General features: G+C 63.7%; 21 protein-coding genes. 8 read left to right on the forward strand and 13 right to left on the reverse strand.

Translation table 11 applies throughout. The features are described 5' to 3' along the window. The first annotated feature begins 262 nt into the window (after nt 1-262). Entirely contained in the window at nt 263-706 is a 444-nt protein-coding gene (locus LPJGGPFB_RS06185; RefSeq protein WP_173420960.1) for a BA14K family protein, read from the forward strand. Nucleotides 707-766: 60 nt separating this feature from the next. On the opposite strand, the gene LPJGGPFB_RS06190 is transcribed toward LPJGGPFB_RS06185, so the two are convergent. After that, the gene (locus LPJGGPFB_RS06190) at nt 767-1,756 is read right to left on the reverse strand and encodes a transporter (RefSeq protein ID WP_173419196.1); all 990 of its coding nucleotides are present in this window, start codon (nt 1,754-1,756) and stop codon (nt 767-769) included. Between the two features lie 198 nt (nt 1,757-1,954). On the opposite strand from LPJGGPFB_RS06190, the gene LPJGGPFB_RS06195 reads away from it, so the two are divergent. The 4 genes from LPJGGPFB_RS06195 to LPJGGPFB_RS06210 all read left to right on the forward strand — a co-directional run bounded on the left by LPJGGPFB_RS06195 (nt 1,955) and on the right by LPJGGPFB_RS06210 (nt 9,485). Beyond that, nucleotides 1,955-3,733: an acyl-CoA dehydrogenase family protein gene (locus LPJGGPFB_RS06195; RefSeq protein ID WP_173419197.1), complete on the forward strand. Its 1,779-nt coding sequence runs from the start codon at nt 1,955-1,957 to the stop codon at nt 3,731-3,733. 11 nt (nt 3,734-3,744) lie between these two features. Then, nucleotides 3,745-4,497, forward strand: coding sequence for a crotonase/enoyl-CoA hydratase family protein (locus tag LPJGGPFB_RS06200; RefSeq protein ID WP_173419198.1), 753 nt, complete (start codon nt 3,745-3,747; stop codon nt 4,495-4,497). Nucleotides 4,498-4,837: 340 nt separating this feature from the next. Beyond that, entirely contained in the window at nt 4,838-6,937 is a 2,100-nt protein-coding gene (gene mcpU / locus LPJGGPFB_RS06205; RefSeq protein ID WP_173419199.1) for a methyl-accepting chemotaxis protein McpU, read from the forward strand. A gap of 337 nt (nt 6,938-7,274) precedes the next feature. Beyond that, a complete protein-coding gene (locus tag LPJGGPFB_RS06210) occupies nt 7,275-9,485 on the forward strand; it encodes a methyl-accepting chemotaxis protein (RefSeq protein WP_345790977.1) in 2,211 nt (736 codons plus the stop codon). 53 nt (nt 9,486-9,538) lie between these two features. On the opposite strand, the gene LPJGGPFB_RS06215 is transcribed toward LPJGGPFB_RS06210, so the two are convergent. Both LPJGGPFB_RS06215 and LPJGGPFB_RS06220 read right to left on the reverse strand, forming a co-directional pair. Beyond that, on the reverse strand, nt 9,539-10,789 hold the full coding sequence (locus LPJGGPFB_RS06215) for a class I SAM-dependent RNA methyltransferase (RefSeq protein WP_173419200.1): 1,251 nt from the start codon (nt 10,787-10,789) through the stop codon (nt 9,539-9,541). Continuing rightward, nucleotides 10,786-11,556: a TlyA family RNA methyltransferase gene (locus LPJGGPFB_RS06220; RefSeq protein WP_173419201.1), complete on the reverse strand. Its 771-nt coding sequence runs from the start codon at nt 11,554-11,556 to the stop codon at nt 10,786-10,788. The genes LPJGGPFB_RS06215 and LPJGGPFB_RS06220 overlap by 4 nt, the downstream gene beginning before the upstream one ends. A gap of 250 nt (nt 11,557-11,806) precedes the next feature. Here LPJGGPFB_RS06220 and LPJGGPFB_RS06225 point away from each other — a divergent pair, with 250 nt between their 5' ends. Next, nucleotides 11,807-14,020 carry a methyl-accepting chemotaxis protein gene (locus tag LPJGGPFB_RS06225; protein ID WP_173419202.1) on the forward strand — a complete coding sequence of 738 codons (2,214 nt, stop codon included), beginning with the start codon at nt 11,807-11,809 and terminating at the stop codon, nt 14,018-14,020. 105 nt (nt 14,021-14,125) lie between these two features. Here the strand turns inward: LPJGGPFB_RS06225 and dxs are convergent, their stop codons facing one another. The 5 genes from dxs to LPJGGPFB_RS06250 all read right to left on the reverse strand — a co-directional run bounded on the left by dxs (nt 14,126) and on the right by LPJGGPFB_RS06250 (nt 19,537). Continuing rightward, a complete protein-coding gene (gene dxs, locus LPJGGPFB_RS06230; protein ID WP_173420962.1) occupies nt 14,126-16,039 on the reverse strand; it encodes a 1-deoxy-D-xylulose-5-phosphate synthase in 1,914 nt (637 codons plus the stop codon). A 237-nt stretch (nt 16,040-16,276) separates the two neighbouring features. Further along, complete coding sequence (locus tag LPJGGPFB_RS06235) at nt 16,277-17,200, reverse strand: pirin family protein (RefSeq protein ID WP_173419203.1); 924 nt, start codon at nt 17,198-17,200, stop codon at nt 16,277-16,279. Nucleotides 17,201-17,315: 115 nt separating this feature from the next. Further along, entirely contained in the window at nt 17,316-17,567 is a 252-nt protein-coding gene (locus LPJGGPFB_RS06240; protein WP_025426149.1) for an exodeoxyribonuclease VII small subunit, read from the reverse strand. A 2-nt stretch (nt 17,568-17,569) separates the two neighbouring features. Next, nucleotides 17,570-18,499, reverse strand: coding sequence for a histone deacetylase family protein (locus tag LPJGGPFB_RS06245; RefSeq protein WP_173419204.1), 930 nt, complete (start codon nt 18,497-18,499; stop codon nt 17,570-17,572). Nucleotides 18,500-18,562: 63 nt separating this feature from the next. Next, complete coding sequence (locus LPJGGPFB_RS06250; protein ID WP_173419205.1) at nt 18,563-19,537, reverse strand: zinc-dependent alcohol dehydrogenase family protein; 975 nt, start codon at nt 19,535-19,537, stop codon at nt 18,563-18,565. A gap of 16 nt (nt 19,538-19,553) precedes the next feature. Here LPJGGPFB_RS06250 and LPJGGPFB_RS06255 point away from each other — a divergent pair, with 16 nt between their 5' ends. Then, nucleotides 19,554-19,955 (forward strand): acyl-CoA thioesterase, encoded by a 402-nt coding sequence (locus LPJGGPFB_RS06255; protein ID WP_173419206.1) that lies wholly within the window; start codon nt 19,554-19,556, stop codon nt 19,953-19,955. Between the two features lie 5 nt (nt 19,956-19,960). Here the strand turns inward: LPJGGPFB_RS06255 and LPJGGPFB_RS06260 are convergent, their stop codons facing one another. From LPJGGPFB_RS06260 to LPJGGPFB_RS06280, 5 genes are read right to left on the reverse strand one after another with little or no spacing between them, the layout of a single operon-like run. Further along, nucleotides 19,961-21,148 carry a thiolase family protein gene (locus LPJGGPFB_RS06260; protein WP_173419207.1) on the reverse strand — a complete coding sequence of 396 codons (1,188 nt, stop codon included), beginning with the start codon at nt 21,146-21,148 and terminating at the stop codon, nt 19,961-19,963. Next, a complete protein-coding gene (locus LPJGGPFB_RS06265) occupies nt 21,132-22,628 on the reverse strand; it encodes a class I adenylate-forming enzyme family protein (RefSeq protein WP_173419208.1) in 1,497 nt (498 codons plus the stop codon). The genes LPJGGPFB_RS06260 and LPJGGPFB_RS06265 overlap by 17 nt, the downstream gene beginning before the upstream one ends. Nucleotides 22,629-22,631: 3 nt before the next feature. Then, the gene (locus tag LPJGGPFB_RS06270; protein WP_173419209.1) at nt 22,632-23,195 is read right to left on the reverse strand and encodes a biotin transporter BioY; all 564 of its coding nucleotides are present in this window, start codon (nt 23,193-23,195) and stop codon (nt 22,632-22,634) included. A 36-nt stretch (nt 23,196-23,231) separates the two neighbouring features. After that, nucleotides 23,232-23,837 (reverse strand): energy-coupling factor transporter transmembrane component T family protein, encoded by a 606-nt coding sequence (locus tag LPJGGPFB_RS06275; RefSeq protein WP_173419210.1) that lies wholly within the window; start codon nt 23,835-23,837, stop codon nt 23,232-23,234. Beyond that, a complete protein-coding gene (locus tag LPJGGPFB_RS06280; protein WP_173419211.1) occupies nt 23,831-24,511 on the reverse strand; it encodes an energy-coupling factor ABC transporter ATP-binding protein in 681 nt (226 codons plus the stop codon). The genes LPJGGPFB_RS06275 and LPJGGPFB_RS06280 overlap by 7 nt, the downstream gene beginning before the upstream one ends. A gap of 115 nt (nt 24,512-24,626) precedes the next feature. On the opposite strand from LPJGGPFB_RS06280, the gene LPJGGPFB_RS06285 reads away from it, so the two are divergent. Then, a complete protein-coding gene (locus LPJGGPFB_RS06285; protein WP_173419212.1) occupies nt 24,627-25,826 on the forward strand; it encodes a winged helix-turn-helix domain-containing protein in 1,200 nt (399 codons plus the stop codon). Nucleotides 25,827-25,833: the final 7 nt, after the last annotated feature.

The following is a 25,833-nucleotide window of genomic DNA, read 5'->3' on the forward strand; positions in this document are numbered from 1 at the left end:
GCGTCACAGAAGCGCAAGGGGCCTCTCATGATTGGTACGCCAGCGTCTCACGATGCGCCGTCGCGTCGGCGGAGGCGCGATTTTTCGTTCCGGATCATGGAACAAAACCCGTCACTTAGGCGTTGATGGACGATTTCGCTTCTTTCGATCAGGCGACGCCGGCGCGCGGTGCCGAAACGGGATGAGATCGCACAGAACTCGTGATGGTGGTTCGCAGGCGCCGGAAGCGCGCATGGCTCTTATGGAGGGTTAAATGAGAACAATGACGGGCAATTGGTTCGCCACAGTGATTGCTTCGGCAGTCTTGATGACGTCGGCCGCGCCGTCCCAGGCTTTCATGCCGGCTCCGCCGCGTGTCGAGCGCCAAGTCGAACGCCTGAGCGACGCAACCGAGATCCAGTATCGCCGACCCGGCTACGAACGCCGCGGCGGATATTATTATTATAATGGCTATCGCGGTTATAACTATCGCAGGCCCGGATATCGCTACTACGATGGCTGGTGGTACCCGATGGCCGCCTTCGGCACCGGCGTGATCGTCGGCGGTGCGATCGCCCAGCCGCCGCGCTACGAGCGTCCCGCTCCTGCCTATGGCAGCCGCCACGTGCAGTGGTGCTATGACCGCTATCGGTCTTATCGTGCCTACGACAACACCTATCAGCCCCGTGGCGCTCCGCGACGGCAGTGCTACTCGCCTTACAGCTGAGTGTTAGGGAAATAGACGATGAGAAAGGCCGGACAATCTCCGGCCTTTCTCATGGCAAGGTCAGAGAATGCCGATCCGCCGGAGGATCCACCAGGCAAGGCCCATCGAAAGCCCGATGAACAGCGCCGCGTACAGCGTGCCGCTGCCGTCGGCGAAGGGAAGCGCGCCCGTGTTCATGCCGAAAAAGCCGGTGACCAGCGTCGGGGGCAGCAGGAAGGCCGTCATCAGTGACAGGATGTAGAGGTGCCGGTTGGTTTCCGAGGATATCTTGCTGTCGATCTCCTCATGCAACAGTCGGGCGCGCTCCTGCAGCGCGAAGACGTCGCGGTCGACAGCCTCCAGCCGATCCGAAAGGCGCTCCGTGACGTCGATGAAGCCGGGAGGCACCTCGTCTTCCTCCGACGCGCCGGCGCGCCGAAGCAGGGCGAGGATCGTGCGCAGGTGCCGATGAAGACGCACGACGGTCCGGCGGAGCGGCGCCAGGCCCGGCTGCTGACGGTGGCCGGCCTCGCCATAGACGTGGTCCTCGATAACGTTCAGCTCTTCGGTCAACTCCAGTACGAGCGAAATCAGCGTGCGCTGGAATTCCACCACCAGCATTTCGAACAGATCGATCGGCCGCGCGCATTTGGTGCTTTTTTCGACCGCGGCTTTCACTCGGTCGATGCTGCGCAGCGGGTGCAGCCGGGTGGTGATGATCACTTTGTCGCTGACGGCGAAATGCAGCCAGCCGATCGTTTTCGTCACCGCGTCGAACGTACGCTCGAAATCGACCAGGGTTCCATGCACGATGTCGTCCGACACGGTGATTGCGGCCTGGGTATCGTGGCTGGTCAGCGTCGTCACCGCGGCCGGCGGCAGGTTGCCGATCCGCTCGATCAGGCCTGGCGTGCGGGCGTCCGACAGCGCCAGATGCAGCCAGATCCAGCCGTCGCCCTTCAGCAGTCCGTCGATCGAGGCATCGTTGGCGATGCGCTGGCATCGGCTTTCGCCCGGCAGGAAGCGGTAGGCCCAGACGAGGCCGGGTATTTCTGGGGAAATCAGGTTCATGTGAACGCCTTGGCGAGAGCCATCGTTACTGGCTTCTATGCGCCGTTGATGACAGTTTTGTTACGGTGCGGCCTGCGCCGGCAGCCACCGTATGGTGGTCTGAATTGACGTTGACGTTTACGTAAAAATCAATAGTGTTCGGCCAAACGAAGATGCGCCGGCGGCCGCGTGAGCGGCCCGGAATCTGGGAGGATCATCATGTACAAGGCACCCGTTGACGAGATTGCGTTCACCTTGAAGCACGTGGCCGGCATGGCTGGCGCGCTGGAAAGCGGCGCCCTCGGCGATCTCGGCGAAGACCTCGTCGATGCAATCCTGTCGGAGGCCGGACGGTTCGCGACCGAGGAAGTGGCGCCGCTCGGCGATGTCGGCGACAGGCAGGGTTCGCGCCTCGTCGATGGCAAGGTCCAGACACCGGATGGCTGGCGCGATCTCTACCACAACTGGATCGGCGGCGGCTGGAACGGGCTAACGGCGCCGGAAGAATTCGGCGGCCAGAACCTGCCGCATATGCTGCATGTCGCGGCGATGGAAATGTGGAATGCCGGCTCGATGGCCTTCGCGCTCGGGCCCACGCTCACAATGGGTGCCGTCGACGCGCTGGAGAAGCATGGCTCCGCGGCGCTGAAGGCGACCTATCTGCCGAAGATGGTTTCCGGCGAGTGGACCGGCACCATGAACCTGACGGAGCCGCATGCCGGCTCCGATCTCGGTGTTCTGAAGACCCGGGCCGAGCGCCGCGACGACGGCAGCTATCGCATTTTCGGCCAGAAGATCTTCATCACCTGGGGCGAACACGACTTTACCGACAACATCGTCCATCTTGTGCTCGCGCGGTTGCCGGATGCGCCTGCGGGCACCAAGGGTATTTCGTTGTTCTTGGTGCCGAAGTTCCTCGTGAATGACGACGGTTCGCTCGGCGAACGCAACGATCTGTTCTGCCATTCGCTGGAGCACAAACTCGGCATCCATGGTTCGCCGACCTGCACGATGATTTACGGCGACGGCAAGTTCGGCGCTGAAAAGGGTGCGATCGGCTACCTGATCGGCGAGGAAAACCGCGGCCTTGCCTGCATGTTCACGATGATGAACAACGCCCGGCTTGCGGTCGGGATGCAGGGTGTCGCGATCGCGGACGCCGCCACCCAGAAGGCGATCGCCTTTGCCAAAGAACGCACGCAGGGCAAGGCGCTCGGTTGGTCCGGCCAAGGCATGAGCCCGATCATCGAGCACCCGGATGTTGCCCGCATGCTGCTGACGATGAAGGCCCTGACGCAAGGTTCGCGCGCCATCGCCTATGCCTGCGCCCATGCGGTGGACATGGGCCACGCTGACGGCGACAAGGCGACCTACTGGCAGGAACGCTCCAGCCTCTTGACGCCGATCGCCAAGTCGTTCGCCACCGATGCCGGCGTCGACGTTGCTTCGCTCGGCATCCAGGTTCACGGCGGTATGGGCTTCATCGAAGAGACGGGGGCCGCCCGTTACCTGCGCGATGCCCGCATTGCTCCGATCTACGAGGGCACCAACGGCATCCAGGCGATCGATCTCGTCACCCGCAAACTGCCGCTTTCGGGCGGCGAGCATGTCCGCGGCTTCGTCGCCGAGCTGCGCGAGATCGCTTCCGCGGTCAGCGCCTCCAACCGCGAAGGTTTCGGCGCGACGGCCGCGCGGCTCGATGCAGCGCTTGACGATCTCTCCGATGCGACGGAATGGCTGCTCGCGGCCGTGTCAGCCGGCAAGCTCTCCGAGGCATTGGCAGGCGCCACTGCCTATCAGCGCCTGTTCGGCCTCGCTTTGACCGGCGCCTACCTTGCCAAGGGTGGTCTTGCCGAAGCGTCTGACGGCAAGGACGAGCAGCGCATCGCGCTCAGCCGGTTCGCCGCCGAAAACATGCTGGCGGAAACCTCCGCCTTGAAGGATCGTGTCGTTACCGGTGCCGACAGCCTCGCTGCCGCACGTGCTGTCTTGGGTTGAGAGGAAATATCATGACCGACCACGTCCTCGTCGAGCGTCCGGACGCCTATCCCGGTGTTCAGGTCATCCGCCTCAACCGGCCGGAAAAGAAGAATGCCATCACGCGCGACATGTACGCGAAGATGACCAATGCCTTGACCGTCGCCGGTAGCGATCCGGCCGTTCGCGTCACCGCGTTTCTCGGCACTGACGGCTGCTTTTCCGCCGGCAACGACATGGCCGACTTCCTGGCGTTTGCCATGGGCGGCTCGATGGGTACGGAGGTCATCGATTTTCTGAAGGCTCTCGCGAGCGCGGCCAAGCCGGTCGTCTCCGGTGTCGACGGGCTGGCGATCGGCATCGGCACGACGATCCACCTGCATTGCGATCTGACGATCTCTTCTGCCCGTTCGGTCTTCAAGACGCCCTTCGTCGATCTGGCTCTGGTGCCGGAAGCGGCTTCGAGCCTGATCGCGCCGCGCGTCATGGGCCACCAGCGGGCCTTCGCCCTGCTTGCCGCCGGCGAGCCGCTGGAGGCGCGTGATGCGCTCGAGGCCGGCCTGATCTGGAAGATCGTCGGCCAGGATGCGGTCGAAGACGAGACCCTGTCGCTCGCCGCCCGCCTTGCCAAGAAGCCGCCGGAGGCCCTGCGTATTGCCCGCGATCTCGTGCGCGGCGACCGCAGCGACGTGTTGGCGCGCATCGACGAAGAGGCGAAGCACTTCGCAGCACAGCTGAAAAGCGCCGAGGCGAGGGCGGCCTTTGAAGCCTTCATGCGCCGCTAAATCTCTGCCAGACGTCGTTTTCGGCGCCTGAAATGCAAAGGCGGGGGCGACCTTCTAGCCGTCCCATTGTGAAGATCGCGTTGCTGCCGGCATCCCGAACTCGCATATGTCAATTTTAATCGCTTCTTAAATAGCAAACGCTAGCGTGCGGCGCGATAGGCCTATCCTCACGAGGGTGGCCCCGGCCGCATGAAGCATGGCCGCTTCCGCCTTTTGGCATGTTCAACGTTTTCCCGAGGCTTGCCCCAACCGCCATTCCGGCGGCTGAGCGATGCTGCGCGTGAAAATCATCGAGAGCTCATGTCCGGCGAAGCACGCCGGCCCCTGTTAGGAGCCCATCTTGTCCAAGCGATCGAACCTCATGACGCGCATTCTGGTTGCCGCGTCCGGTGTCGTTGTCACCGCCTTCGCCGGCTTTTCCGTCTACATCGACAGCCTCCAGTACGACACCACGACGAAGGCCGTCGAAGAAAACATTTCGTCCTCCGGCGATCAGGCGGCACAGAGCGTTGCCAAGTGGCTGAACGGTCGCGTCACCTTGACGGCGATGGTGGCCGATGCCGCCGGCCGTGCGGCTGACGACGCCGGCGTCCAGCCGATCCTCAAGAACGACGTCCTGACCAGCGAGTTCATGTCGACCTATGTCGGCAACGAGGCGGGCAAGTTCATCACCTGGCCTGACAATCCGATGCCCGCCGGCTACGACCCGCGCCAGCGTCCGTGGTACCAGCAGGCGGTAAAGGCCGACGCGCGCGTCCTCACCGAGCCCTATGTCGACGCCTCGACCGGTGAACTCATCATCAGCGCGGCCATCCCGGTCAAGCGTGACGGCAAGCTATACGGCGTCGCCGGCAGCGACTTCTCGCTGGAAACACTGGTCTCGATGGTCAAGGGCATCGACGTCGGCGGTGAAGGTTTTGCCTTCCTCGCCAGCAAGAACGGTCAGATCCTCGTCCACCCGGATTCCAAGCTTGTTACCAAGACGCTTGCCGATGCCTTCCCGATCGACACACCGACGATCAGCTCCGGCATCATGAACACCGAACTCGACGGCAAGCCGATGATCGTCAGCTTCGTGCCCGTTCAGGGCCTGCCTTCCGTCGAATGGTATGTCGGCTTCGTGATCGATGCCGATGTCGCCTATTCCGCGATCGATCAGTTCCGCATTGCCGCCACCGTCGCGACCATTCTTGCGGTCGGCGTCATGCTCGTCTTCCTTGCAACCTTCCTCAACCGTTTGGTCATCCGCCCCGTCACCGACATGACCGGCGCGATGGAAAAGCTCGCTTCGGGCAACCACAACGTCGAAATTCCCGGTGAAGAGCGTACCGACCAGATCGGCTCGATGGCTGCTGCCGTCGCCGTCTTCAAGGCCAATGCGGTCGAACGTGCTCGTCTCGAAGACGAAGCGGATGCGAACCGTTCTCTGTCGGAGCGTGAGCGTCTGGAACGCCAGGCGCGGGATGCGCGTGAGGCAGCCGAAGTGCAGCAGGCCGTCGATGGTCTGGCAACCGGTCTCGGCCGTCTTGCCGACGGCGATCTCGCCTACCGCATCGACAATCCCTTCGCCGATCGTCTCGACCGCCTGCGCGCCGACTTCAACAACTCGGTCGCCAAGCTGCACGACACGCTCTGCGCCGTCGGGGCGAACGCCCGCGGCATCGATGCCGGCGCGACGGAAATCCGCTCGGCGGCCGACGATCTCGCCCGCCGCACCGAGCAACAGGCAGCCTCCGTCGAAGAGACGGCAGCGGCGCTCGAAGAGATCACCACCACGGTCAAGGACTCCGCCCGCCGCGCCGAGGAAGTCGGCGCGCTGGTCGCCCGCACCCGCGCCGGTGCGGAAAAGTCCGGCGAGGTCGTCGCCAACGCCGTCGTGGCGATGCATGCGATCGAGAAGTCCTCTGGCGAAATCTCCAACATCATCGGCGTCATCGACGACATCGCCTTCCAGACCAACCTCCTGGCGCTGAATGCCGGCGTCGAAGCGGCGCGCGCCGGGGAAGCGGGCAAGGGCTTTGCCGTCGTTGCCCAGGAAGTGCGTGAGCTGGCGCAGCGTTCGGCCAATGCCGCCAAGGAGATCAAGGCGTTGATCACCACCTCGGGCAACCAGGTGCGCAGCGGCGTGACGCTGGTCGGCGATACCGGCAAGGCACTGGAAACGATCGTTGCCGAAGTCCAGGAGATCAACAAGCATGTGAGCGCGATCGTCACTGCGACGCGCGAACAGTCGACGGGTCTTCAGGAGATCAACACGGCGGTCAACACCATGGACCAGGGCACGCAGCAGAACGCCGCGATGGTGGAAGAGCAGACGGCGGCAAGCCATGGTCTGGCGTCCGAAGCCGCCTCGCTCAACGCGCTTCTCGCCCAGTTCAACCTCGGCAACACCCAGAGCGCCTACGCGCCGACCGCAGCACCGCGCCGTCGCGCCGCATAATAAAACATCCTGGATGCGAAATGAGACCCGGGGCACAACCCCGGGTCTTTGCGTTTTGACGCCGCTTCTCGAAAATCCAGCGCGGAAACCGTAATTCGTTGTTCGAACTCTGCTTTTTTACGTTTTGATAAAGTGTCGGGGCCTACCGTCCGATTGCCGCGAAATGACTTCGCACCGCACATCCGCCGATCGGGTCCATCTCCTGAAAACGCCTCAGGACCGCCGCGCTGTGTTCCAGACACCTGCCTCACGCTGCGCGTGTTTTGGCTTTTCCATCACGCGTTCGAAGTTTGCTCGTGATCCGCTTTTCAAGCGATCGCGCGAAGGGAGACGAACGGTGATTCTTAAGACTGCGACCGCACGCAACATGTTTGCCATCGTAATGACTGGCCTTTTGACCTGTATGGTCACGGCTGCCATCGTGTTCTGGCTATCCTACCAGCAGCTAAAAGAGCGCAGCATCGCGGAGATGACCAACGCCGCCTATGCAAGTGCTGCCAATGTCGAAGCGAGGTTCGCAGAGACGAAGACGCTCGCCAGCAACATGCGCTCCGCCCTCTACGCCATGAAGGACAGTGGCACCGCATCTCGCGAAGGTACGGTCGCACTGCTGAAGACGCTGATCGGCGACAACCCTCTGGCCGTCGGCCTCAGCACCGCCTGGGAGCCAAACGCCTTCGACGGCAAGGATGCGGAATATGTCGGCAAGCCGGGCCATGACGCCAGCGGTCGCTTTATCCCCTACATCGCGCGCTCCGGCGACCAGATCGTCCACGAGGCGCTGATCGACTACGACAAGCCGGGCGCGGGTGACTACTATCAGGTTCCCAAGAAGACCGGCCTTGACATGATCACCGAGCCCTACTTCTACAAGATCAACGGCCAGGACGTGCTGATGACGTCGATCATGGTGCCGCTGAAGCTCGACAATGCCTTCGTTGGCGTCGATGGCGTCGACATGGCGCTTGGCCAGCTCTCCAAGGAGCTTGGCAAGCTGGCGCCGTTCGGTACCGGTTTCGTTTCGCTGGTCAGCCAGGGCGGCAGCATCATCAGCCACCCTGACGAGAAATTCCTCGGTAAATCGCTGAAGGACACCGGGCTCGATGCCGGCGGCTGGGGGCAGCTTCTGGGCAAGACCGAGCATGCGCTCGAACTCACCCATACGGATGGCTCGGTGCATATCGCCGTTGCCGTGCCAGTCAAGCTTCTGCCGGATACGACCTGGTACGTCGTGGTATCGGTGCCGCAGGCGACCGTGTTTGCCGGTCTCTCGCAGCTTGCAATGATCTCCGTCGCGGTTATCGCCGTCGCAGCGCTGATCATGATCCTGGTCGGCTGGACGCTCGCCACCCGCTTCCGCAAGCGCGTTGCAGCGGTCATCGGCGTCACCGGTGAAATCGCTGCCGGCAAGACCGATGTCGACCTGTCGGAAGCAGAACGCAAGGACGAGATCGGTGATCTCGCCCGTTCATTGCAGGTCTTGCGTGATGCGACCATCGCCAAGCTCAAGCTCGAAGACGAAGCGGATGCGAACCGTTCGCTGTCGGAGCGTGAGCGTCTGGAACGCCAGGCGCGGGATGCGCGTGAGGCAGCCGAAGTGCAGCAGGCCGTCGATGGTCTGGCAACCGGTCTCGGCCGTCTTGCCGACGGCGATCTCGCCTACCGCATCGACAATCCCTTCGCCGATCGTCTCGACCGCCTGCGCGCCGACTTCAACAACTCGGTCGCCAAGCTGCACGACACGCTCTGCGCCGTCGGGGCGAACGCCCGCGGCATCGATGCCGGCGCGACGGAAATCCGCTCGGCGGCCGACGATCTCGCCCGCCGCACCGAGCAACAGGCAGCCTCCGTCGAAGAGACGGCAGCGGCGCTCGAAGAGATCACCACCACGGTCAAGGACTCCGCCCGCCGCGCCGAGGAAGTCGGTTCGCTGGTCGCCCGCACCCGGGCTGGTGCCGAAAAGTCCGGCGAGGTCGTTGCCAACGCCGTCGATGCGATGCACGCCATCGAGAAGTCCTCGGGTGAAATCTCCAACATCATCGGCGTCATCGACGAGATCGCCTTCCAGACCAACCTTTTGGCACTGAATGCCGGCGTCGAGGCGGCGCGGGCAGGCGATGCGGGCCGCGGCTTTGCTGTCGTCGCGCAGGAAGTACGCGAACTTGCTCAGCGCTCGGCCAATGCCGCCAAGGAGATCAAGGCGCTGATCACCACCTCGGGCAAACAGGTGCGCAGCGGCGTGACGCTGGTCGGCGATACCGGCAAGGCGCTGCAGACGATCGTTGCCGAGGTCCAGGAGATCAACAAGCATGTGAGCGCGATCGTGACCGCGACGCGAGAGCAATCGACCGGTCTTCAAGAGATCAACACGGCGGTCAACACCATGGACCAGGGCACCCAGCAGAACGCGGCGATGGTGGAAGAGCAGACGGCGGCAAGCCATGGCCTTGCCTCCGAAGCAGCTTCGCTCAACGCGCTTCTTGCCCAGTTCAACCTCGGCAACACCCAGAGCGCCCATGCGCCGGCGCCCCGTCGTCGCGCGGCGTAACGCTGCGATATCGGCACGAACAATGAGAAAAGGCCCGGAGATCCGGGCCTTTTCTATTTCTCCAATGTGGCAACGGCCTCGACATGGGCCGACCAGAGGAACTGGTCGATCGGCGTGACCGAGGTGATGCGGTAGCCGGCGGCAACGAGGATTGCGAGATCGCGCGCAAGCGTGATCGGATTGCAGGAGACGGCGACGACCTTCTTGACGCCGGAGCGGGCAATCTCCTGACACTGCACGTCGGCACCGGCGCGCGGCGGGTCGAAGACGATGGCGTCGTAGACCTTCAGCTCCTGCGCCATCAGCGGCCGGCGGAAGAGATCGCGTTTTTCGATCGTAACCGGCTTCAGCCCTTGCGTGTTGCGGGCGGCAAAGTCGAGCGCCTTCAGCGCCTTGTCTTCGCCTTCGACTGCATGCACCCGGGCCTTGCGGGCCAGGCGAAGGGCGAATGTGCCACTGCCGGCGAAGAGGTCGGCGACACGCTTCGCCTTGCCGATGTGATCGAGCACGAGGGCAGCCATCGCCTCTTCGGCCGCAAGCGTCGCCTGGGTGAAGCCGCCGGGGGGCGGCGAGACGGAGACACCACCGAATTCGATGATTGGCTTGGTCGGCTCGACGATGATCTCGCCATTGAGGCTGACGCGGGCGATGCCGCGTTCGCCAAGAACCGTCTCGACCGTGCGCCGGCGTTCGCGGTCGCCAAATCCCTTGATGCCATCGACCGAGAGGTCGAGGCCCGAAAGCGTTTCGAGAACGGTGATGCGGAACGGCTCGGCGTTGACCGCCATGGCCGCGCCGATCTTGCTGATGGTGGCGAGCCGCGAGATGATGCCGGGGCTCGCGACGGGACATTCCGAAATCGCGACGATGTGGTGGCTTTCCGCCTGGTTGAAGCCGAGAAGCAGGTCCTTTTCGGTCTTGCGGGCGGTGAAGACGGCGCGGCGGCGTTCGCCCGGATGGGCTGTGATCAGCGGCGCGACGTCCGGCTTCAAGCCCTTAGACTTCAGGGCGTTGATCACCAGGTCGCGCTTGAACGTCTGATAGAGGGGATCGCCGGCATGCTGCAGCGTGCAGCCGCCGCAGGTGCCGTTCTCGCCATCCGGGCCGAAGTGCCGACAGTGCGGCTCGACCCTATCCGGCGATGCTTCGCGCAGCGAGATCAGCGTGCCGTGGGACTTGTTGACCGCAAGGGCAGCACTTTCGCCCGGCAGAGTAAAGGGTGCGTAGACCGGACCGTCTTCGGTCTCGGCGATGCCGTCGCCCTGCGCGCCGAGGCGGGCGATCGTCAGGGTCTGCGTGCTCATGGCTTTTTCCCGGCCAGCAGGAATTCGACGTTGCCGTCACCGCCTGCAATTGGGGAGGGGATGAGGCCAAGGCTTTGCCAGCCCATGTCTTCGACCAGCCAGCGCTCAAGTTCGGCGGCAACAGCGGGTGCGCTGTCGGGATCCTTCAAGAGGCCCGCCTTGCTGATCGCATCGCGGCCGGCCTCGAACTGCGGTTTGACAAGCAGGATGCAGTGCGCGCCGGACAGCGCCATTTCGAGTGCCGGCGGCAAGGCGAGCTTCAAGGAAATGAAGGACACATCGGAAACGATGAAGGTGACGTCGCGGTTGTCGATGTCGTCCTCGGTCATCGCCCGGGCGTTGAGGCCCTCGATGCTGGTAACGCGCGGATCGCTCTCGATGCGCGGATGGATCTGGCCATGGCCGACATCGATTGCAACCACATGCTCGGCGCCGCGCTTCAACAGCACCTCTGTGAAGCCGCCGGTCGAGGCGCCGATATCGACACAGCTATCGCCTGAGGGATCGAGCCCGAAATGATCGAGCGCTGCGGCAAGCTTCAGCGCGGCGCGCGAAACATAATCCTGCGCCGGATCGTCGATGGTGATGGTCACGCTTTCGGCAAAAGCCAGGGATGGCTTGGTGACCGTGCGGCCGTCTACCTTGACGGTGCCGCGCTGGATCGCGTCGCGCGCACGGGCGCGGCTGGCGACCAGTCCCGTGTTGAGCAGCAACTGGTCCAGGCGGACCCTGTTCTTGTGTTCTTCATTCTGACGATCTTCTGACATGTGCCTCTCATGGCGGCTTGCTGGCCTTATGGCAAGCCCCTTCGCTGTCAAGCGAGCTTTGCGGCGGGAAAGACGCAGCAATAAAGACCCCCAAGAAAACCGGCTAATATTCACGCCTCCTTAAATGATGCGTGGCAATTTCACCAAATGTCGCAACCTGCATGAAGCAGGATCTCCGCCCCTTAATCGGACCTCCCGACACATCTGATCATCCCTCGACCTGACGCCGTCTGGCGCAAGGAGTTTCCGCATGCCCCGCTTTCATCTCAAGCTTTCGCACCGCATCGGCCTGCTGGTGCCGATCGCCGTCGCCGGCATTCTCGCCATCGTCGGCATCTTCATCGTCGAGCGGGATATCGAGGAGGGGTATCGTGAGCAGGTGCAGGTGCATCGCGACGCGGACAGGGCGCTCCTGGTTCTGGAAAGCCAGTTCCTGCAGAATCGTCGCGCCGAAAAGGACTTTCTGCTGCGGCGGGAGGAGAAGTATGCCGCTTCGCATCAGGACGTCGCCGCCAAGGCGAACGAGACGATCACCGCGCTCGGCAACCTGCTCGACAGCCAGTCGACGCAGGCGCAACTCAAGCTGATTTCCGAAGGGTACAAACGCTACCTCGGTGAATTCGTGGCCGTTGCCGATGCCAATCGCACACTCGGTCTTGAACCGTCGGCCGGCAAGGAAGGCGCGATGCGGGCCGCGGTCCACGCGATCGAGGAGGCGCTGAAGTCCGTTTCGGACAAAGGGCTGCAGGCGAGCATGCTGACGATGCGGCGCCACGAGAAAGACTTCATCATGCGGCGCGATCACAAATACGTCGAGAAACATGCCGAGGAGGTGAAGACCTTCGCCGGTCTCCCGGCCGAATTGTTCGGTGGCAAGGAAAACCAAGCCAAGATCTTGGCAGCATTGAAAAATTATGGGGCTGCCTTTGCGGACTACGCCGCGCTGGCCGAGAACGAGACTGCGTTGCGCAGGCGGATGTCCGAGACTTTCTCCAACGTCGAGCCAATCTTCGAGCAGATGGCGACCGCGATTGAGGCTGAGAAGGCTGAAGCCGAGACGGAGAGCGCTTCAATGCAGGCTTTCGTGGAGAAGATCGCGCTGGGCGCCATTCTCGCCGCGATCGCGATCATCGCCGCCACCGTCTTCCTCGTCGGCCGGACAATTTCCAAACCGATCGTCGCCACCACCCGTTCGATGACGCGTCTCGCCGAAGGTGACACTGCATCCGCCATCCCCTATGCCGGCCGGAAGGACGAAATCGGCGAGATGGCCGGCGCTGTCGAAATCTTCCGGCAGGCGGCGATCGCCAACCAGAGGCTGGAGGCCGAAGCTGCGGAAAACCGCGCCCGTGCCGATGCGGAGCGCGTGCGCCTGCAGGAGGAGGCCGAAGCTGCCGCCCAGGCACGCCTTCGCCAGGCGACCTCAGGTCTTGCCGGGGGCCTTCAGCGGCTGGCGGCTGGCGATCTCGCCTTCCAATTGTCCGAGCCATTTGCGCCGGACTTCGAACAACTGCGTCATGATCTGAATTCGGCTGTTTCCCGGCTTGGCGATGCGCTGGCAGCGGTGGCCGATTCCAGCGGCTCGATCGACGGCGGCTCGCGCGAAATCAGCGAAAGTGCGGACGACCTGTCCCGGCGCACGGAGCAGCAGGCCGCCTCGCTGGAGCAGACGGCGGCGGCCCTCGACGAGATCACCGCCAATGTTACAAGCTCGACCCGGCGTGCCGAAGAAGCACGCGCCGTGGCCGGCGAGGCAAATTCAAGCGCTGCCAAATCCGGTGTCGTGGTCGCAAGCGCCGTGGAGGCGATGCGCCGGATCGAAAGCTCCTCAGGCCAGATCTCCAGCATCATCGGCGTCATCGATGAAATCGCCTTCCAGACCAATCTCCTGGCGCTCAATGCCGGCGTCGAGGCGGCGCGGGCAGGCGATGCCGGAAAGGGGTTTGCCGTCGTTGCTCAGGAAGTGCGCGAACTTGCCCAGCGCTCGGCCAAGGCCGCCAAGGAGATCAAGGAGCTTATCCGCAATTCCAGCGTCGAGGTCGAAGGTGGGGTCAAGCTGGTGCGTGATACCGGCGAGGCACTGAAGGCGATCGGTGGCCACGTCGCCACGATCAACCAGCACATGGACGCGATCGCCATTTCGGCACGCGAACAGTCGGTGGGCCTCAGCGAAGTCAACACCGCCGTCAACCAGATGGACCAGGTGACGCAGAAGAATGCGGCCATGGTCGAAGAGGCCAACGCCGCCAGCGCTCAGCTTGCCAGCGAAGCCGGACGCCTGCGCGAGCTTATTGCCCGCTTCACCCTGCCGGGTCGAACGAATGGTGCGACTGCGGCAAGCGACCTGCGCGCCATGGCGCGCACGATGGCGGCGCCCGCGGCACCAGTGCGCGCGGCGAGTGCCGCACGTCCGATATCACACGGCAATGCGGCCGTGGCGCAGGACGACTGGCAGGAATTCTGATCGCATTGCAAAGCAAAAGACCCCGGTTCAGCGCCGGGGTCTCTGTCTTTCGGACTGCCTGCTTTCGCGGCGGTCGTCTGTTTCTCTCTCTCGGGTCTCTAGCTTTTAGCCGGCCGCGCCAAGGCCGATATCGTGCTTCTGGCCGAGCGCCTTGAAGACGGTCGAAACGATGCCGGCACGGTCGAGGCCGGCGGCGGCATACATCGCTTCCGGCTTGGCCTGTTCCATCCAGATATCGGGCATCACCATCGGGCGAACCTTCAGGCCGCCGTCGAGCAGGCCGTCTTCAGCGAGGAACTGCAGCACGTGGCTGGCGAAGCCGCCGACAGCGCCTTCCTCGATGGTAACAAGCACTTCGTGATGGCGCGCAAGCTGACGGATGAGGTCATGGTCGAGCGGCTTGGCAAAGCGTGCGTCCGCAACGGTTGTCGAAAGGCCCGCCGCATCGAGATCTTCGGCAGCCATCAAACAGTCGGCCAGTCGCGTACCGAACGAAAGCAGTGCCACCTTCGAGCCCTGCTTGACCACACGGCCCTTGCCGATTTCCAGGATCTGGCCCCGCTCGGGCATCTCGACGCCGACGCCTTCGCCACGCGGATAGCGGAACGAGATCGGGCCTGCATCATAGGCTGCAGCCGTGCGCACCATATGCTTGAGTTCGGCCTCGTCGGCCGCCGCCATGACGACGAAGCCGGGCAGGGTGGCGAGATAGGTGGTGTCGAAGGAGCCGGCATGGGTCGGTCCGTCGGCGCCGACAAAGCCGGCACGGTCGATCGGGAAACGCACCGGCAGGCCCTGGATCGCCACGTCGTGGACCACCTGGTCGTAGCCGCGCTGCAGGAAGGTGGAGTAAAGCGCTGCAAACGGCTTGTAGCCTTCGGAGGCAAGACCGGCCGCAAAGGTCACGGCGTGCTGTTCGGCAATGCCGACGTCGAAGCAGCGCTTGGGGTGGGCAAGCGCAAACTTGTCGAGCCCGGTGCCGGACGGCATGGCTGCCGTGACTGCGACGATCTTGTCGTCGAACCCGGCTTCTTGCGTCAGAGCTTCAGCAAAGACCGACGTGTAGGCCGGGGCATTGGGCTTTGCCTTGGCCTGCGCACCCGTGATGACGTCGAATTTGTTGACGCCGTGATACTTGTCGGCAGCAGCTTCGGCGGGAGGATAGCCCTTGCCCTTCTGTGTCACCACATGGATCAGCACCGGGCCCTTGGCGTTGTCGCGCACGTTGCGCAGCACGGGCAGCAGGTGCTCGAAGGAGTGACCGTCGATCGGGCCGATATGATAGAAACCCATCTCCTCGAACAGCGTGCCGCCGGTAACGTAGCCGCGGGCGTGTTCGACGGCGCGGGTGATCGCCCGGTCGACCGTCTTGCCGAGATAGGCCGTCAGCTTCTTGCCGACTTCGCGAATGCCCATATAGGTGCGGCCGGAGGCGAGGCGCGCCAGGTAAGCGCTCATCGCGCCGGTCGGCGGGGCGATCGACATGTCATTGTCGTTGAGGATGACGATCAGGCGGGCGTCGAGCGCGCCGGCATTGTTCAGCGCCTCGTAGGCCATGCCCGCCGAAAGCGCACCGTCGCCGATGATGGCGATGACATTGCGGTTCTTGCCGTCGAGGTCGGCAGCAACGGCCATGCCGAGGCCGGCGGAAATCGACGTCGAAGAGTGGGCCGCGCCGAAGGGGTCGTATTCGCTTTCGGCGCGACGGGTGAAGCCGGAGAGACCGCCTTCCTGGCGCAGGGTGCGGATGCGGTCGCGACGGCCGGTCAGGATCTTGTGCGGGTAGCACTGATGGCCGACGTCGAAGATCAAGCGGTCATGCGGCGTGTTGAATATCTTGTGGATGGCGATCGTCAATTCGACCACACCCAGGCCGGCACCAAGGTGGCCGCCGGTGCGCGAGACCGCGTCGATCATCTCTGCACGAACTTCGCCGGCAAGCTGCGGCAGATCCTTGTCGTCGATCTTCTTCAGATCGTCGGGAAAGGTCACCTTGTCGAGCAAGGGTGTTGCCGGCATCGGGGTGGTTGGCAGTTGTGTCACGCTGCATGCCTCATGCGCACCGCACGGATCGGGTGCGCGAATAGTTGGTGGTATAGTTAAAGCGGCTCTTTAGACGCAATTGTTGCTGAATGCAAAAGTAGGCTTTCCTGCGTCGTCATCCAAGACACTACCGCATGATTCCCTGAATCGAAATCGATTTAAGGAAACATGCGGCAACTGGAAGCGGCAACTCACCGCTGTTGTCTCTTACGCTCAACCGGTCGGCAAAGGCACGAATTCCTCCTCGTCGCCGGGCACGATATCGAAGCGGCCGCTGCGCCACTCCTCCTTGGCCATTTCGATACGCTCCTTCGACGACGACACGAAATTCCACCAGATGTGGCGGGCCGAGCCGAGTGCGGCGCCACCGAACAGCATGACGTGACAGCCGAGCGGACCGGCGGTGACGGTGATGTTGTCGCCCGGACGGAAGACCAGCAACTGATTGTCGGCAAAGTGGTCGCCGGCAATGATCGCTTCGCCTGAGAGGATATAGAGCGCGCGCTCTTCCCAGTTCGCCGCAAATGGCGCGCTTTTGCCGGGTGCGATGTTCAAGTCGACATAGATCGTGTCGGTAAAGACCGAGACCGGCGATTTCTGGCCCTCGAAGCTGCCGATGACCACCCGGGCATCGATGCCGCCGTCTTTGAGCTGCGGCAGCATGTGCCGTTCCGTGTGGTCGAAGATCGGGTCGATCTCTTCCTTGTGGTCGGGCAGCGCCAGCCAGGTCTGCAAGCCAGAAATCGAACGTTCATGCCCGCGCTGGTTTTCCGGCGAGCGCTCTGAGTGAACGATGCCGCGGCCGGCCGTCATCAGGTTCACGTCGCCGGGGCGGATGACCATTTCGGTGCCGAGACTGTCGCGATGCTTGATCTCGCCGTCGAACAGATAGGTGACGGTCGAAAGGCCGATATGGGGATGCGGCCGCACGTCGATGGCTTCGCCGGCGCGCAGGAGCGCCGGGCCCATGCGATCGAAAAAGATAAACGGCCCGACGAGCCGACGCTTGGCGGTCGGCAAGGCCCGGCGAACCTGAAGTCCGCCGATGTCGCTGGTGCGCGGAATGATCAGATGTTCGATGGCGTCGCAGGCGGGCTTGTCGCCCGCGAGCGGGTCGGGGCCAGGAAAGAAGGACATGGTGCACGCTCCCGTTGTTCGTATCGTCTTGAGCGAGCCTAGCGCCTGACGCGGATTGCCGGTAGGCACAAGGCAAAGACGCAGCGTTTCCGGACGTTGACCAATCCCGGGCCGATTACTCCGCGTCGAGCGGTTCCACGCCCTGCGGCTTGCCGGCGCGGTCGAGCCTGATCTTCTCGATCCGGTCCTCGGCCGCCTTCAACAATGCCTCGCAGTGTTTCTTCAGCGCTTCGCCTCGCTCATAGATCTCGATCGACTTGTCGAGCGCGACGTCGCCGCGCTCCAGCGCCGAGACGATGCGCTCCAGTTCTTCGACGGCTTGCTCGAACGAGAGGGCCGAAACGTCCGGTTGCGTGGTGGTGGTCATGGTTACCCTCTCATCAATCTCAAAATATGCATGCCGGCCGACTCGGCGAGCCCCTGCAGGTCATAGCCGCCCTCGAGCAGGCTGACCATTCGGTTGCCGGCGCTGCGGTCGGCGATCTCGTGCAGGCGACCGGTCGCCCAGTCGAAATCCTCGGCGACGAGGTTGATCTGCGCGAGCGGATCACGGTGGTGGGCGTCAAAGCCGGCCGAGATCAGGATGAAGTCCGGCCGGAAATTGGTCAGCGCCGAAAGCACGCGCGACCGGAAGGCCTCGCGAAAATGCTCGCTGCCGGTGTTGGCCGAGAGCGGCGCGTTGACGATGTTGCCCTTCACGCCGGTTTCGTCCTTGGCGCCGGTGCCGGGATAAAGCGGCATCTGGTGGGTCGAGCAGAAGAGCACCGACGGATCGTCCCAGAAGATGTCCTGAGTGCCGTTGCCGTGGTGCACGTCCCAATCGACGATCGCGACGCGCTCGGCGCCATGGGCCACCTGCGCGTGCCGGGCGGCAATCGCAACCGTGTTGAAGAAACAGAAGCCCATCGCCTTGTTCTTCTCGGCGTGGTGGCCGGGTGGACGGGCGGCAACGAAGGCGTTGTCAGCCTTGCCTGTGAAAACCGCATCCACCGCTTCGACGGCGCCGCCGATGCCGGTCAGTGCCGCCTCGAGGCTCAAGGGGCTGGCATAGGTGTCGGCTTCGAGATCGTTGATGCCTTCGTCGGGGATGGCGCGCTTGACGGTGCGCAGATGCTCCTCCGGATGCACCAGAAGCACCAGGTCTTCGCTCGCCTTCGCTGCTTTTATGCGCTTGAGGTCGGCGAAATTCGGGTGTTCGAGCGCAAGGTTCAGCGCCTTCAGCCGGTCCGGCCGTTCGGGATGACCTTCCGGAACCTCGTGTTCCAGGAAGACCGGATTTTCATAGAGCAGCGTGGTCATGCGCCGAAACTAGTGCTGCAACCGGCCAAGGTCCATGGCACGCCCAAGTGAAAGTCCTGATTTTCAACAGCGCGTATCGAGGAGCAGCTTGCCGTCGCGTTTGGGGTCCTCCTGATGCGTCAAGGCTTCATCAAGGCGGCTGAGCGGATAGGTTCGCGCAATCCGGCTTGAGAAGAGGCCGGTTCGAAGCCCGGCAAAGCTCTCAGCGAAAGCCTCCTCGATGGCTGGCCGCCCGGCCGCGTGCACCCAGGTTCTGAGCCACAGGAAGGAAAAGCGCACGTCCGGCCGCGCCTGGATCGCCTGGATAGGCACGGGCACGCCGCTGAGGGCGCCATACTGGATGAATGCAGCGCCGGGCTGCAGCGTCTGGCCTATAAGGTCTCCGGCAAAAGGGCCGCCGACCGCGTCGAGGATGGCGTCGAAGGCGAGAGGCGAAGGGATATTGTTCTGATCGGCCACGACGACTTCGCCGGGTGCGCCGGAAGCCAGTCGTTCGGCGCTGCGTTCGCTGCGCACGATCCCAACCGGGCGTGCACCTTCGCCTGCGATGAGCTGCATCAGCATGCCGCCGATGGCCGAGCCTGCGGCGGTCACACCGATCCTGCGGCCGGCGATCGACCCGAAATGCGCCTTCAGCGCTTCGATCAGCCGAATTGCCGTCAGCGGGTTGACGTAGCTGGTGGCCGCCTGGCGGTCGTCGATATCGCCGGGCACGGAAAAGCACCATGCGGCGGGTCGCACCAGATATTCCTGCCAGAGGCCGCTTGCGCCGATCGGGATCACACGATCGCCGGGCCTCAAGCTCCTAACGCCGGCGCCGACGCGGGCAATTGTCCCGATGCCCTCGAAGCCGGGCACGAAGGGCAGGGTGGTCCGGGCACTATAAGCGCCGGTAACAGGAATGAGGTCGGAGGGATTGATGGCCGCCAGGGAGAGCATGACCTCGACCTCGCCAGGCCCCGGCGCGACGCGCTCGGCATCGACGAGTGCAATCACTTGTCGCGGATCGCCGAACTGGCTAACGAGGGTGGAGCGCATTTTAAGAGGGCCTCGCATGGACGGCAGGGAGAGGGACAACGTCACGGAAATCCGCATTCCGTTTCGCGATATAGACATGCATGGCCACATGCACAATGCCGCCTACTATGCCCACGCCGAAGCGGCCCTTTCTCATCTCTGGCGGCATCGGCCTTCGGTCGTTCACGAGCCGGCCTATCTCGTTCGCCGCTCGGCCTGCGTCTTCCATCGGGGGCTGCGTTATGACGAGCCTGCGCGCTTCATCGTCACCGTAGCCAAGATCGGCGGCAGCTCGGTGAGCTTTGCCGTGCGGGTCGAGGCGGCCGGCCAGCTTGCGGCCGAGCTCGAGGTCGTCTGGGTCGCCGTCGATCGCGAGCGGCACACGCCGCTGCCGGTGCCGGCCGCAACCCGCGAATGGCTCGGCAGCTACATTCTCTGACAATTCTAACCGATAGGCCGCAGGCTGCGGAACAGCGCAACGGTGCCCATGCCGCCGCCGATGCCCATCATCGCCAGTGCCCGCGTTTCCTGTAGGACCGCCCGCATCTGCGTGAAAAGCCGGACCACGAGGATCGCTCCGGACGCGCCGTAAGGGTGGCCAAGCGCAATGGCGCCGCCGTCGATGTTGACCTTATCCGGTGAAATGCCCAGCTGGTCGAGGCTGCCGAGCACCTGCGAAGCGAAGGCTTCGTTGAATTCGATGAAGTCGACCGCGTCGGCATCGAGCCCGGGATTGCGCGCTTTCAGCTTGTCCATCGCCGGCACCGGACCGAGCCCGAGCAGGTCAGGATGCACGCCGGCGGTTGCCGCGTCGACGAATTCGAGCGCAAAGGGAAGGCCGCGGCGCTGCGCTTCGGCAAGGCTGGTCACAAGAACCATCGCCGCACCGTCGTTGATCGGGCAGGCATTGCCCGCCGTCACCGTGCCGTCCTTGACGAAGACGGGTTTCAGCCGCTGCAGGGTTTCGAGCGACGCGTTGGCGCGCGGGCATTCGTCCGTGTCGACGGTCCCGGCTGTCGTTTCGATCGGTACGATTTCGCTCGAAAACCGGCCTGCGACCTGTGCGGCGACAGCACGTCGCTGGCTTTCGAGCGCGAAAGCATCCTGTCGTTCGCGGGAAATGCCGCAGGCGGTGGCGACGTTTTCCGCCGCAACGCCCATATCGGGGTCGCCGATCTCGTCCGGAGCCATGCGCGAGCGTTTGATCGGTTGAGGTTCTTCGCCCGGCGCTGTTGGCGGCCTCAGGCGAATATGGGCGCGGCTGGCGCTTTCGGTGCCGCCGGCGAGATAGAAGCGTCCGGCGCCCGCCTGAATGAGGCGTGCGGCGAGCATGATGGCTTCCAGACCGGCGCCGCATTGCCTGTCGATGGTCAGGCCCGACGTCGATACCGGAAGCCCGGCTTCGAGTGCTGCAAGCCGCCCGAGATTGCCGGCGCAATTGGCGGCATTGCCGAGGATAACGTCGTCGACCACATCGGTAGCCAGGCCGACGTCGCTCAGGATGCGGTTGATCAGGGGCGCGGCGAGGCGTGCCGGCTCGACCTCTGCGAGCACGCCGCGCACGCGTCCAACAGGCGTGCGCAGGGCCGCCACGATCACCGGGATGCGCTCTGGGTCAGACGAAGGGCTCAAGGGCGTCATGTCCATCCACAATCCATTGCTTGAGGGTGCCGGCCGCCACCTTACCAGATTGTGTCATGGGCAAGGCACGGCAAAGCCAGATTCGCCGCGGATGTTTATAGCGCGGCAGATGGATATCGAGATGACGGGCGAGTGCTGCCCGGTCAATTGCACCAGCGTTGGGCTCGATGACGGCGATAAGCTCGCTGCCGAGGTCGGGATGGTCGAGGCCGAGAACGAAGGCCGCATGCACATCGACATGCCCGGCAAGCGTCGCCTCGACTTCCTGCGGATAGATGTTGTTGCCGCCGGAAAGCACCATGCCGCCGGAGCGACCGACGAGATGCAGCGTGCCGTCGGCATTCAGGAAGCCGAGATCGCCAACGGTTGCGAGTTTGCCGACGCGCCGGAGGCCCGCGCCGTCGCCGGCGCCGATATAGCCGCTCGCAATCAGGTCGCTGTCGACGAAGATCGTGCCGGTCTCGCCTGCTGGCAGCGGCCTCTCACTCTCGTCAAGTACGATGAGGCCGACACCGGGAAAGGCACTTCCGACGGCGGTTGCCGATGCGGTATCGCCAGGGCCGGCAACGCTGATGAACCCGAGCTCGGAGGCGCCATAATACTCGACGATGTCGGCCAGCGGAAAAGTTGCCGCCGCGGCGGCACGGTCGGCCGGTGTCAGCTTGGCGCCGGCAACGGTGATCTTCTGGACGGAGGTCAAAACGGAGGACGACGCACAGAGCCGCCGCAGCATCGTCGGCACCAGCACGAGCCGTCTGACTTCCAGCGACGTGATGATCTCGGAAGCGCGCGCCGCATCGAAATGCGCCATGCCGATGAATTCGGCGCCGGCGACAAGGGTTTCGGCGAGGGCATAAAGCGTTAGCCCATGGGCGAGCGGGCCGGGCGCGAAGGTGCGGGTATCGCTGCCGATGCCGAAAAAATCCTGCCCCGTCTTCAGGCTGCGTCGCCAGGAGCCGCGATCGCGCACGATCGCTTTCGGCATGCCTGTTGTGCCGGAGGTGAAGACGACGAGAAACGGTTCTTCGTCGGCGCCGATGACAAGCGGCGACGTGTTGTCGCCGGAACCGGCGATGAAGGCCTTGTCGTTGCCGGCAAGGGGTGCGCCCAGCAGCAGCCCGTCGCCGTCGGCGCGAACGACGATGTCGGGGCGCAATTGCTCCCGCATTGCGGCGCGCGTCGCCTCGGGCAGATGCGGATCGATCAATGCAACGCAATAGCCGCCTGATGTTGCGGCGAGGAAGGCTGCCGTGAAAAGGGGATGGTTGCCGATCTCGAGGGCGATCAGCCTCGTGGTGCCGGGCAGTGCGTTTTCACTCCGTGCGTCTACCGTCAGTTTCCCGAACGCTGAAACGAGCTGGCCGGCGCAAAGCGCAAGCTCCCGGAATGTGAAAACCCGGCCTTCCATATGGAAGGCCGGGGCATGCGGATTTTGGTCCGTGTGGCGCGCAAGCGCGGCGGCAAAAGGCATTGCTCAGGCGCGAACGTGCAGCAGCGGATAGCCGGCAAAGACGGCCCGTGCCGCAAGCGTCGCGATGGCGGCCTTCAAGATGTCGCCGGGCAGGAAGGCGAGCGAACCGGTCGCAACCGTGATGAACGGCGTGCCAGTGACGGCCGATACCCAGGGCATGCCGATGGCATAGAGCACGACGATGCCGCCGATAATCGAGGCGAGGAAAAAGCCGACGAACTGTCGGACTTCCGGCTGGCCCTCACGGACGAAGCGCTGCGCGATCAGGCCGGTGACGAACGTGGCAACGACCCAGCCGAGGATGAAGCCGCCGGACGGGCCGGCAAAAACGGCAAGACCGCCGCGACCGCCTGAGAGGACCGGCAGGCCGATCGCGACGAGCAGCAGGAAGAGCAGGAAAGCCAGCGCGCCGCGCTTGGCGCCGAGGATGCAGCCGGCGAGCATCACGCCCATGGACTGCGCGGTGATCGGCACGGGAATGAAGCCGAGCGTGATCGGCGGAATGAGGCCGAGCACGACGACGATCGCGGCAAAGAGGGCGATAAGGACGAGGTCTCTGGTGTTCATGCTGTTCCTGTTCCTTGTTTATTAGGGTGCGCGAATTTATTGGCGACGAAAACCGCGGGCGTCAATCGCCGCAGCGATCGTATCCGCATCTTTGAGCGTCAGGATGACCAGTGGACCGATAATCGTCAACGGCCGCACCGGCAGCCCGCGCGCCCGGTGTGCTTCGCGGATGGCCTGGTAGCGCGCGAAAATATCGGGCACGAAACGCAGGACGAGCCCGAGCGCCAGGCTGACATCGGCGGCACGAACCCAGCCCAGTCGTTCGAGCGGTGTCAGCAGCACCGTGATCTCGTCCATGAAGGCGCCGATCGTCGTTGTTGCGGTGACGGCCGCGGCAAACAGCACGAGCGCCATCAGCCGCAGGGTCAGCACGGAGACTTCGCTCAAGGGCAGAAGAAAGAGGTTCACGGCCGCGAGAAAGATGATGGTGAAGAAGACGAAGCCGACGCGCTTCAGCGCTTCGCGCCAGGAAAGGCCAACCGAGAGATAGAGCCCACCCGAGATCACGAACGCAGTCAGTTGCACAGGCAGCGAGCCGCTGAGGAAAAGCAGAATGCTCAGCGCCACCAAAGTCAAAAGCTTAGCGCGCACCGGAAGGCGATGCAGCCAGCTGTTGCCCTCGATGTGCAGGCTCGTCAGCATCCGGCGATCTCGTGGTAGCGGCGGATCGTTTCGTGTGGGCTGCCGTCGGCCGCCAGCCGGCCCTCGTGGAAAAGCAGCAGGCGCTCGACATTTTCGACCAGCGGCAGGTCGTGGGTGATCACCAGCGTATCTTCGTCCAGTGTCGCGATCGTGTCGGCAACCCGCCGGCGGTTGCGCAGGTCGAGCTGGTTGGTCGGTTCGTCGAGGATCAGGATCTTGGGGTCGGTAACGACAACGCTCGCCATGGCGATCAACTGGGTCTCGCCGCCTGAGAGTTCGTGGACGCGGCGGCGCGCCAGGTGTTCGACGTCGAAGCGCGACAGGACGGCCTGCGTTCGCCGATCGATTTCCTCACTCTTGAGGCCGCGGTTCTTCAGCCCGAAACCTATATCGTCGGCAACGACGGGCATGATCAGCTGGTGCTGCGGGTTCTGGAAGATGAAGCCGGCTTCGGAGAGCACCGCGCGCTCGTCCTTGACCGTATCGAGGCCATTGACGGTGACCTGGCCGGCGGAAGGCTTCACCAAGCCGTTGATCAGCCGCGCGAAGGTGGTCTTGCCGGAGCCGTTGAGGCCGATAATGCCGACACGCCTTTCGGTGATTTCCAGCGTCAGCGGCTGCAACGCCACCCGTTCGCCGAAGCGGACCGAGCAATCGGTAAAGCGGATGTCCATCCCGTCCCTCGCGGTTTGCGGTCTGCTCTATAGGCCAAGACGGCGCAGAAGGGCAATGCGCTTCGGGTCAAGCTTCCCATTTGAAATATGGGAATAAAAGCCTATTCTTTCTCTCATGACGATTCGGCTCTCCAATAGCGATGCCCGGCGCATCTTCCTCGCAAAGCAGGGTCTTTCCGGCGCGCCGCACCGCGCGCTCGGCAAGGACGGGCTCTTGAAGCTGATCCATGACATCGGCTTCGTGCAGGTCGACAGCATCGCGACCGTGGAGCGCGCCCATCATCAGATCCTGTTTTCGCGCAACCAGACCTACCGCCGCGAGCACCTGACATCGCTGCTCGAAGACGACGGCGAATTGTTCGAGCACTGGACCCATGATGCATCGATCATCCCCAGCAGCTTCTACCGCTACTGGAAGCACCGCTTCAAATGGGAAGGCGAAACGATCGTCGAGCGCTGGAGCAAGTGGCGCGGCGAGGGTTTTGAGAAAAGTTGTGACGACACCTATGAGCGCATCGCCCAGGGCGGCCCGGTGCTTGCCCGCGAGCTCAAGGAGGCCGAACACACGTCGGGCGGCTGGTGGAATTGGCACCCCTCGAAGACCGCGCTCGAAATCCTGTGGCGCACCGGCAAGCTGGCGATTGCGCGACGCGAGAATTTCCAGAAGGTCTACGACCTGACCGAGCGGGTGATCCCGCCCCACCATCACGATGCCGAGGTGGAGCATCACGAGTTCATCGACTGGGCCTGCCGCAGCGCGCTCGAACGCCTGGGCTTTGCCACCCATGGTGAGATCGCCGCCTTCTGGGATCTGGTTTCGCCGGATGAGGCGAAGAGCTGGGTCGCGGAACATCGCGACGAACTGATCGACGTGGCGATCGAACCGCTTGACGGTGGCAAGCCGCGATCGTCCTATGCGCTTTCCGGCTTTCCCGACACGCTTGGCGACATTCCCGAGCCGCCCGGCCGTGTTCGTGTCCTGAGCCCCTTCGATCCCTTGCTGCGCGACCGCAATCGCACCGAGCGGCTGTTCGGCTTCTTCTATCGCATCGAGATCTTCGTGCCCGAGCCGAAGCGGGAATATGGCTACTATGTCTTCCCGCTGATCGAGGGCGACCGGCTGATCGGCCGCATCGACATGAAGGCCGACCGCAAGCGCGGTAGCCTTGACGTGCGGCGGCTCTGGCTTGAGCGCGGCGTCAAGGCGTCTTCCGGCCGCATGGAGCGTATCGATGCGGAACTGGAACGCGTTGCCCGCTTCACCGGCGTCGAGCGCATCGAACGCCTCGACGGCTGGAACGCGTCGCTCTCCTGATCGATAT

It is taken from the genome of Ensifer adhaerens, from assembly GCF_013283195.1.
In the GTDB taxonomy this organism is placed as follows: Bacteria; Pseudomonadota; Alphaproteobacteria; order Rhizobiales; family Rhizobiaceae; genus Ensifer; species Ensifer adhaerens_G.

Excerpts from the sequence above, each read along its gene's own strand:
- LPJGGPFB_RS06245 (WP_173419204.1), bottom strand. The coding sequence starts at position 18,499 with ATGACCACGCTGCTCTATGAAAATCCGGTCTTCCTGGAACACGAGGTT.
- LPJGGPFB_RS06250 (WP_173419205.1), bottom strand. The coding sequence starts at position 19,537 with ATGCGCTCCACCCTCGTTAGCCAGTTCGGCGATCCGCGACAAGTGATT.
- LPJGGPFB_RS06225 (WP_173419202.1), top strand. The coding sequence starts at position 11,807 with ATGCCCCGCTTTCATCTCAAGCTTTCGCACCGCATCGGCCTGCTGGTG.
- LPJGGPFB_RS06240 (WP_025426149.1), bottom strand. The coding sequence starts at position 17,567 with ATGACCACCACCACGCAACCGGACGTTTCGGCCCTCTCGTTCGAGCAA.
- dxs (WP_173420962.1), bottom strand. The coding sequence starts at position 16,039 with ATGCCGGCAACACCCTTGCTCGACAAGGTGACCTTTCCCGACGATCTG.
- LPJGGPFB_RS06280 (WP_173419211.1), bottom strand. The coding sequence starts at position 24,511 with ATGGACATCCGCTTTACCGATTGCTCGGTCCGCTTCGGCGAACGGGTG.
- LPJGGPFB_RS06270 (WP_173419209.1), bottom strand. The coding sequence starts at position 23,195 with ATGAACACCAGAGACCTCGTCCTTATCGCCCTCTTTGCCGCGATCGTC.
- LPJGGPFB_RS06215 (WP_173419200.1), bottom strand. The coding sequence starts at position 10,789 with ATGAGCACGCAGACCCTGACGATCGCCCGCCTCGGCGCGCAGGGCGAC.
- LPJGGPFB_RS06195 (WP_173419197.1), top strand. The coding sequence starts at position 1,955 with ATGTACAAGGCACCCGTTGACGAGATTGCGTTCACCTTGAAGCACGTG.
- LPJGGPFB_RS06235 (WP_173419203.1), bottom strand. The coding sequence starts at position 17,200 with ATGTCCTTCTTTCCTGGCCCCGACCCGCTCGCGGGCGACAAGCCCGCC.
- LPJGGPFB_RS06200 (WP_173419198.1), top strand. The coding sequence starts at position 3,745 with ATGACCGACCACGTCCTCGTCGAGCGTCCGGACGCCTATCCCGGTGTT.
- LPJGGPFB_RS06255 (WP_173419206.1), top strand. The coding sequence starts at position 19,554 with ATGGACGGCAGGGAGAGGGACAACGTCACGGAAATCCGCATTCCGTTT.
- LPJGGPFB_RS06265 (WP_173419208.1), bottom strand. The coding sequence starts at position 22,628 with ATGCCTTTTGCCGCCGCGCTTGCGCGCCACACGGACCAAAATCCGCAT.
- LPJGGPFB_RS06190 (WP_173419196.1), bottom strand. The coding sequence starts at position 1,756 with ATGAACCTGATTTCCCCAGAAATACCCGGCCTCGTCTGGGCCTACCGC.
- LPJGGPFB_RS06275 (WP_173419210.1), bottom strand. The coding sequence starts at position 23,837 with ATGCTGACGAGCCTGCACATCGAGGGCAACAGCTGGCTGCATCGCCTT.
- LPJGGPFB_RS06185 (WP_173420960.1), top strand. The coding sequence starts at position 263 with ATGACGGGCAATTGGTTCGCCACAGTGATTGCTTCGGCAGTCTTGATG.
- LPJGGPFB_RS06285 (WP_173419212.1), top strand. The coding sequence starts at position 24,627 with ATGACGATTCGGCTCTCCAATAGCGATGCCCGGCGCATCTTCCTCGCA.
- LPJGGPFB_RS06220 (WP_173419201.1), bottom strand. The coding sequence starts at position 11,556 with ATGTCAGAAGATCGTCAGAATGAAGAACACAAGAACAGGGTCCGCCTG.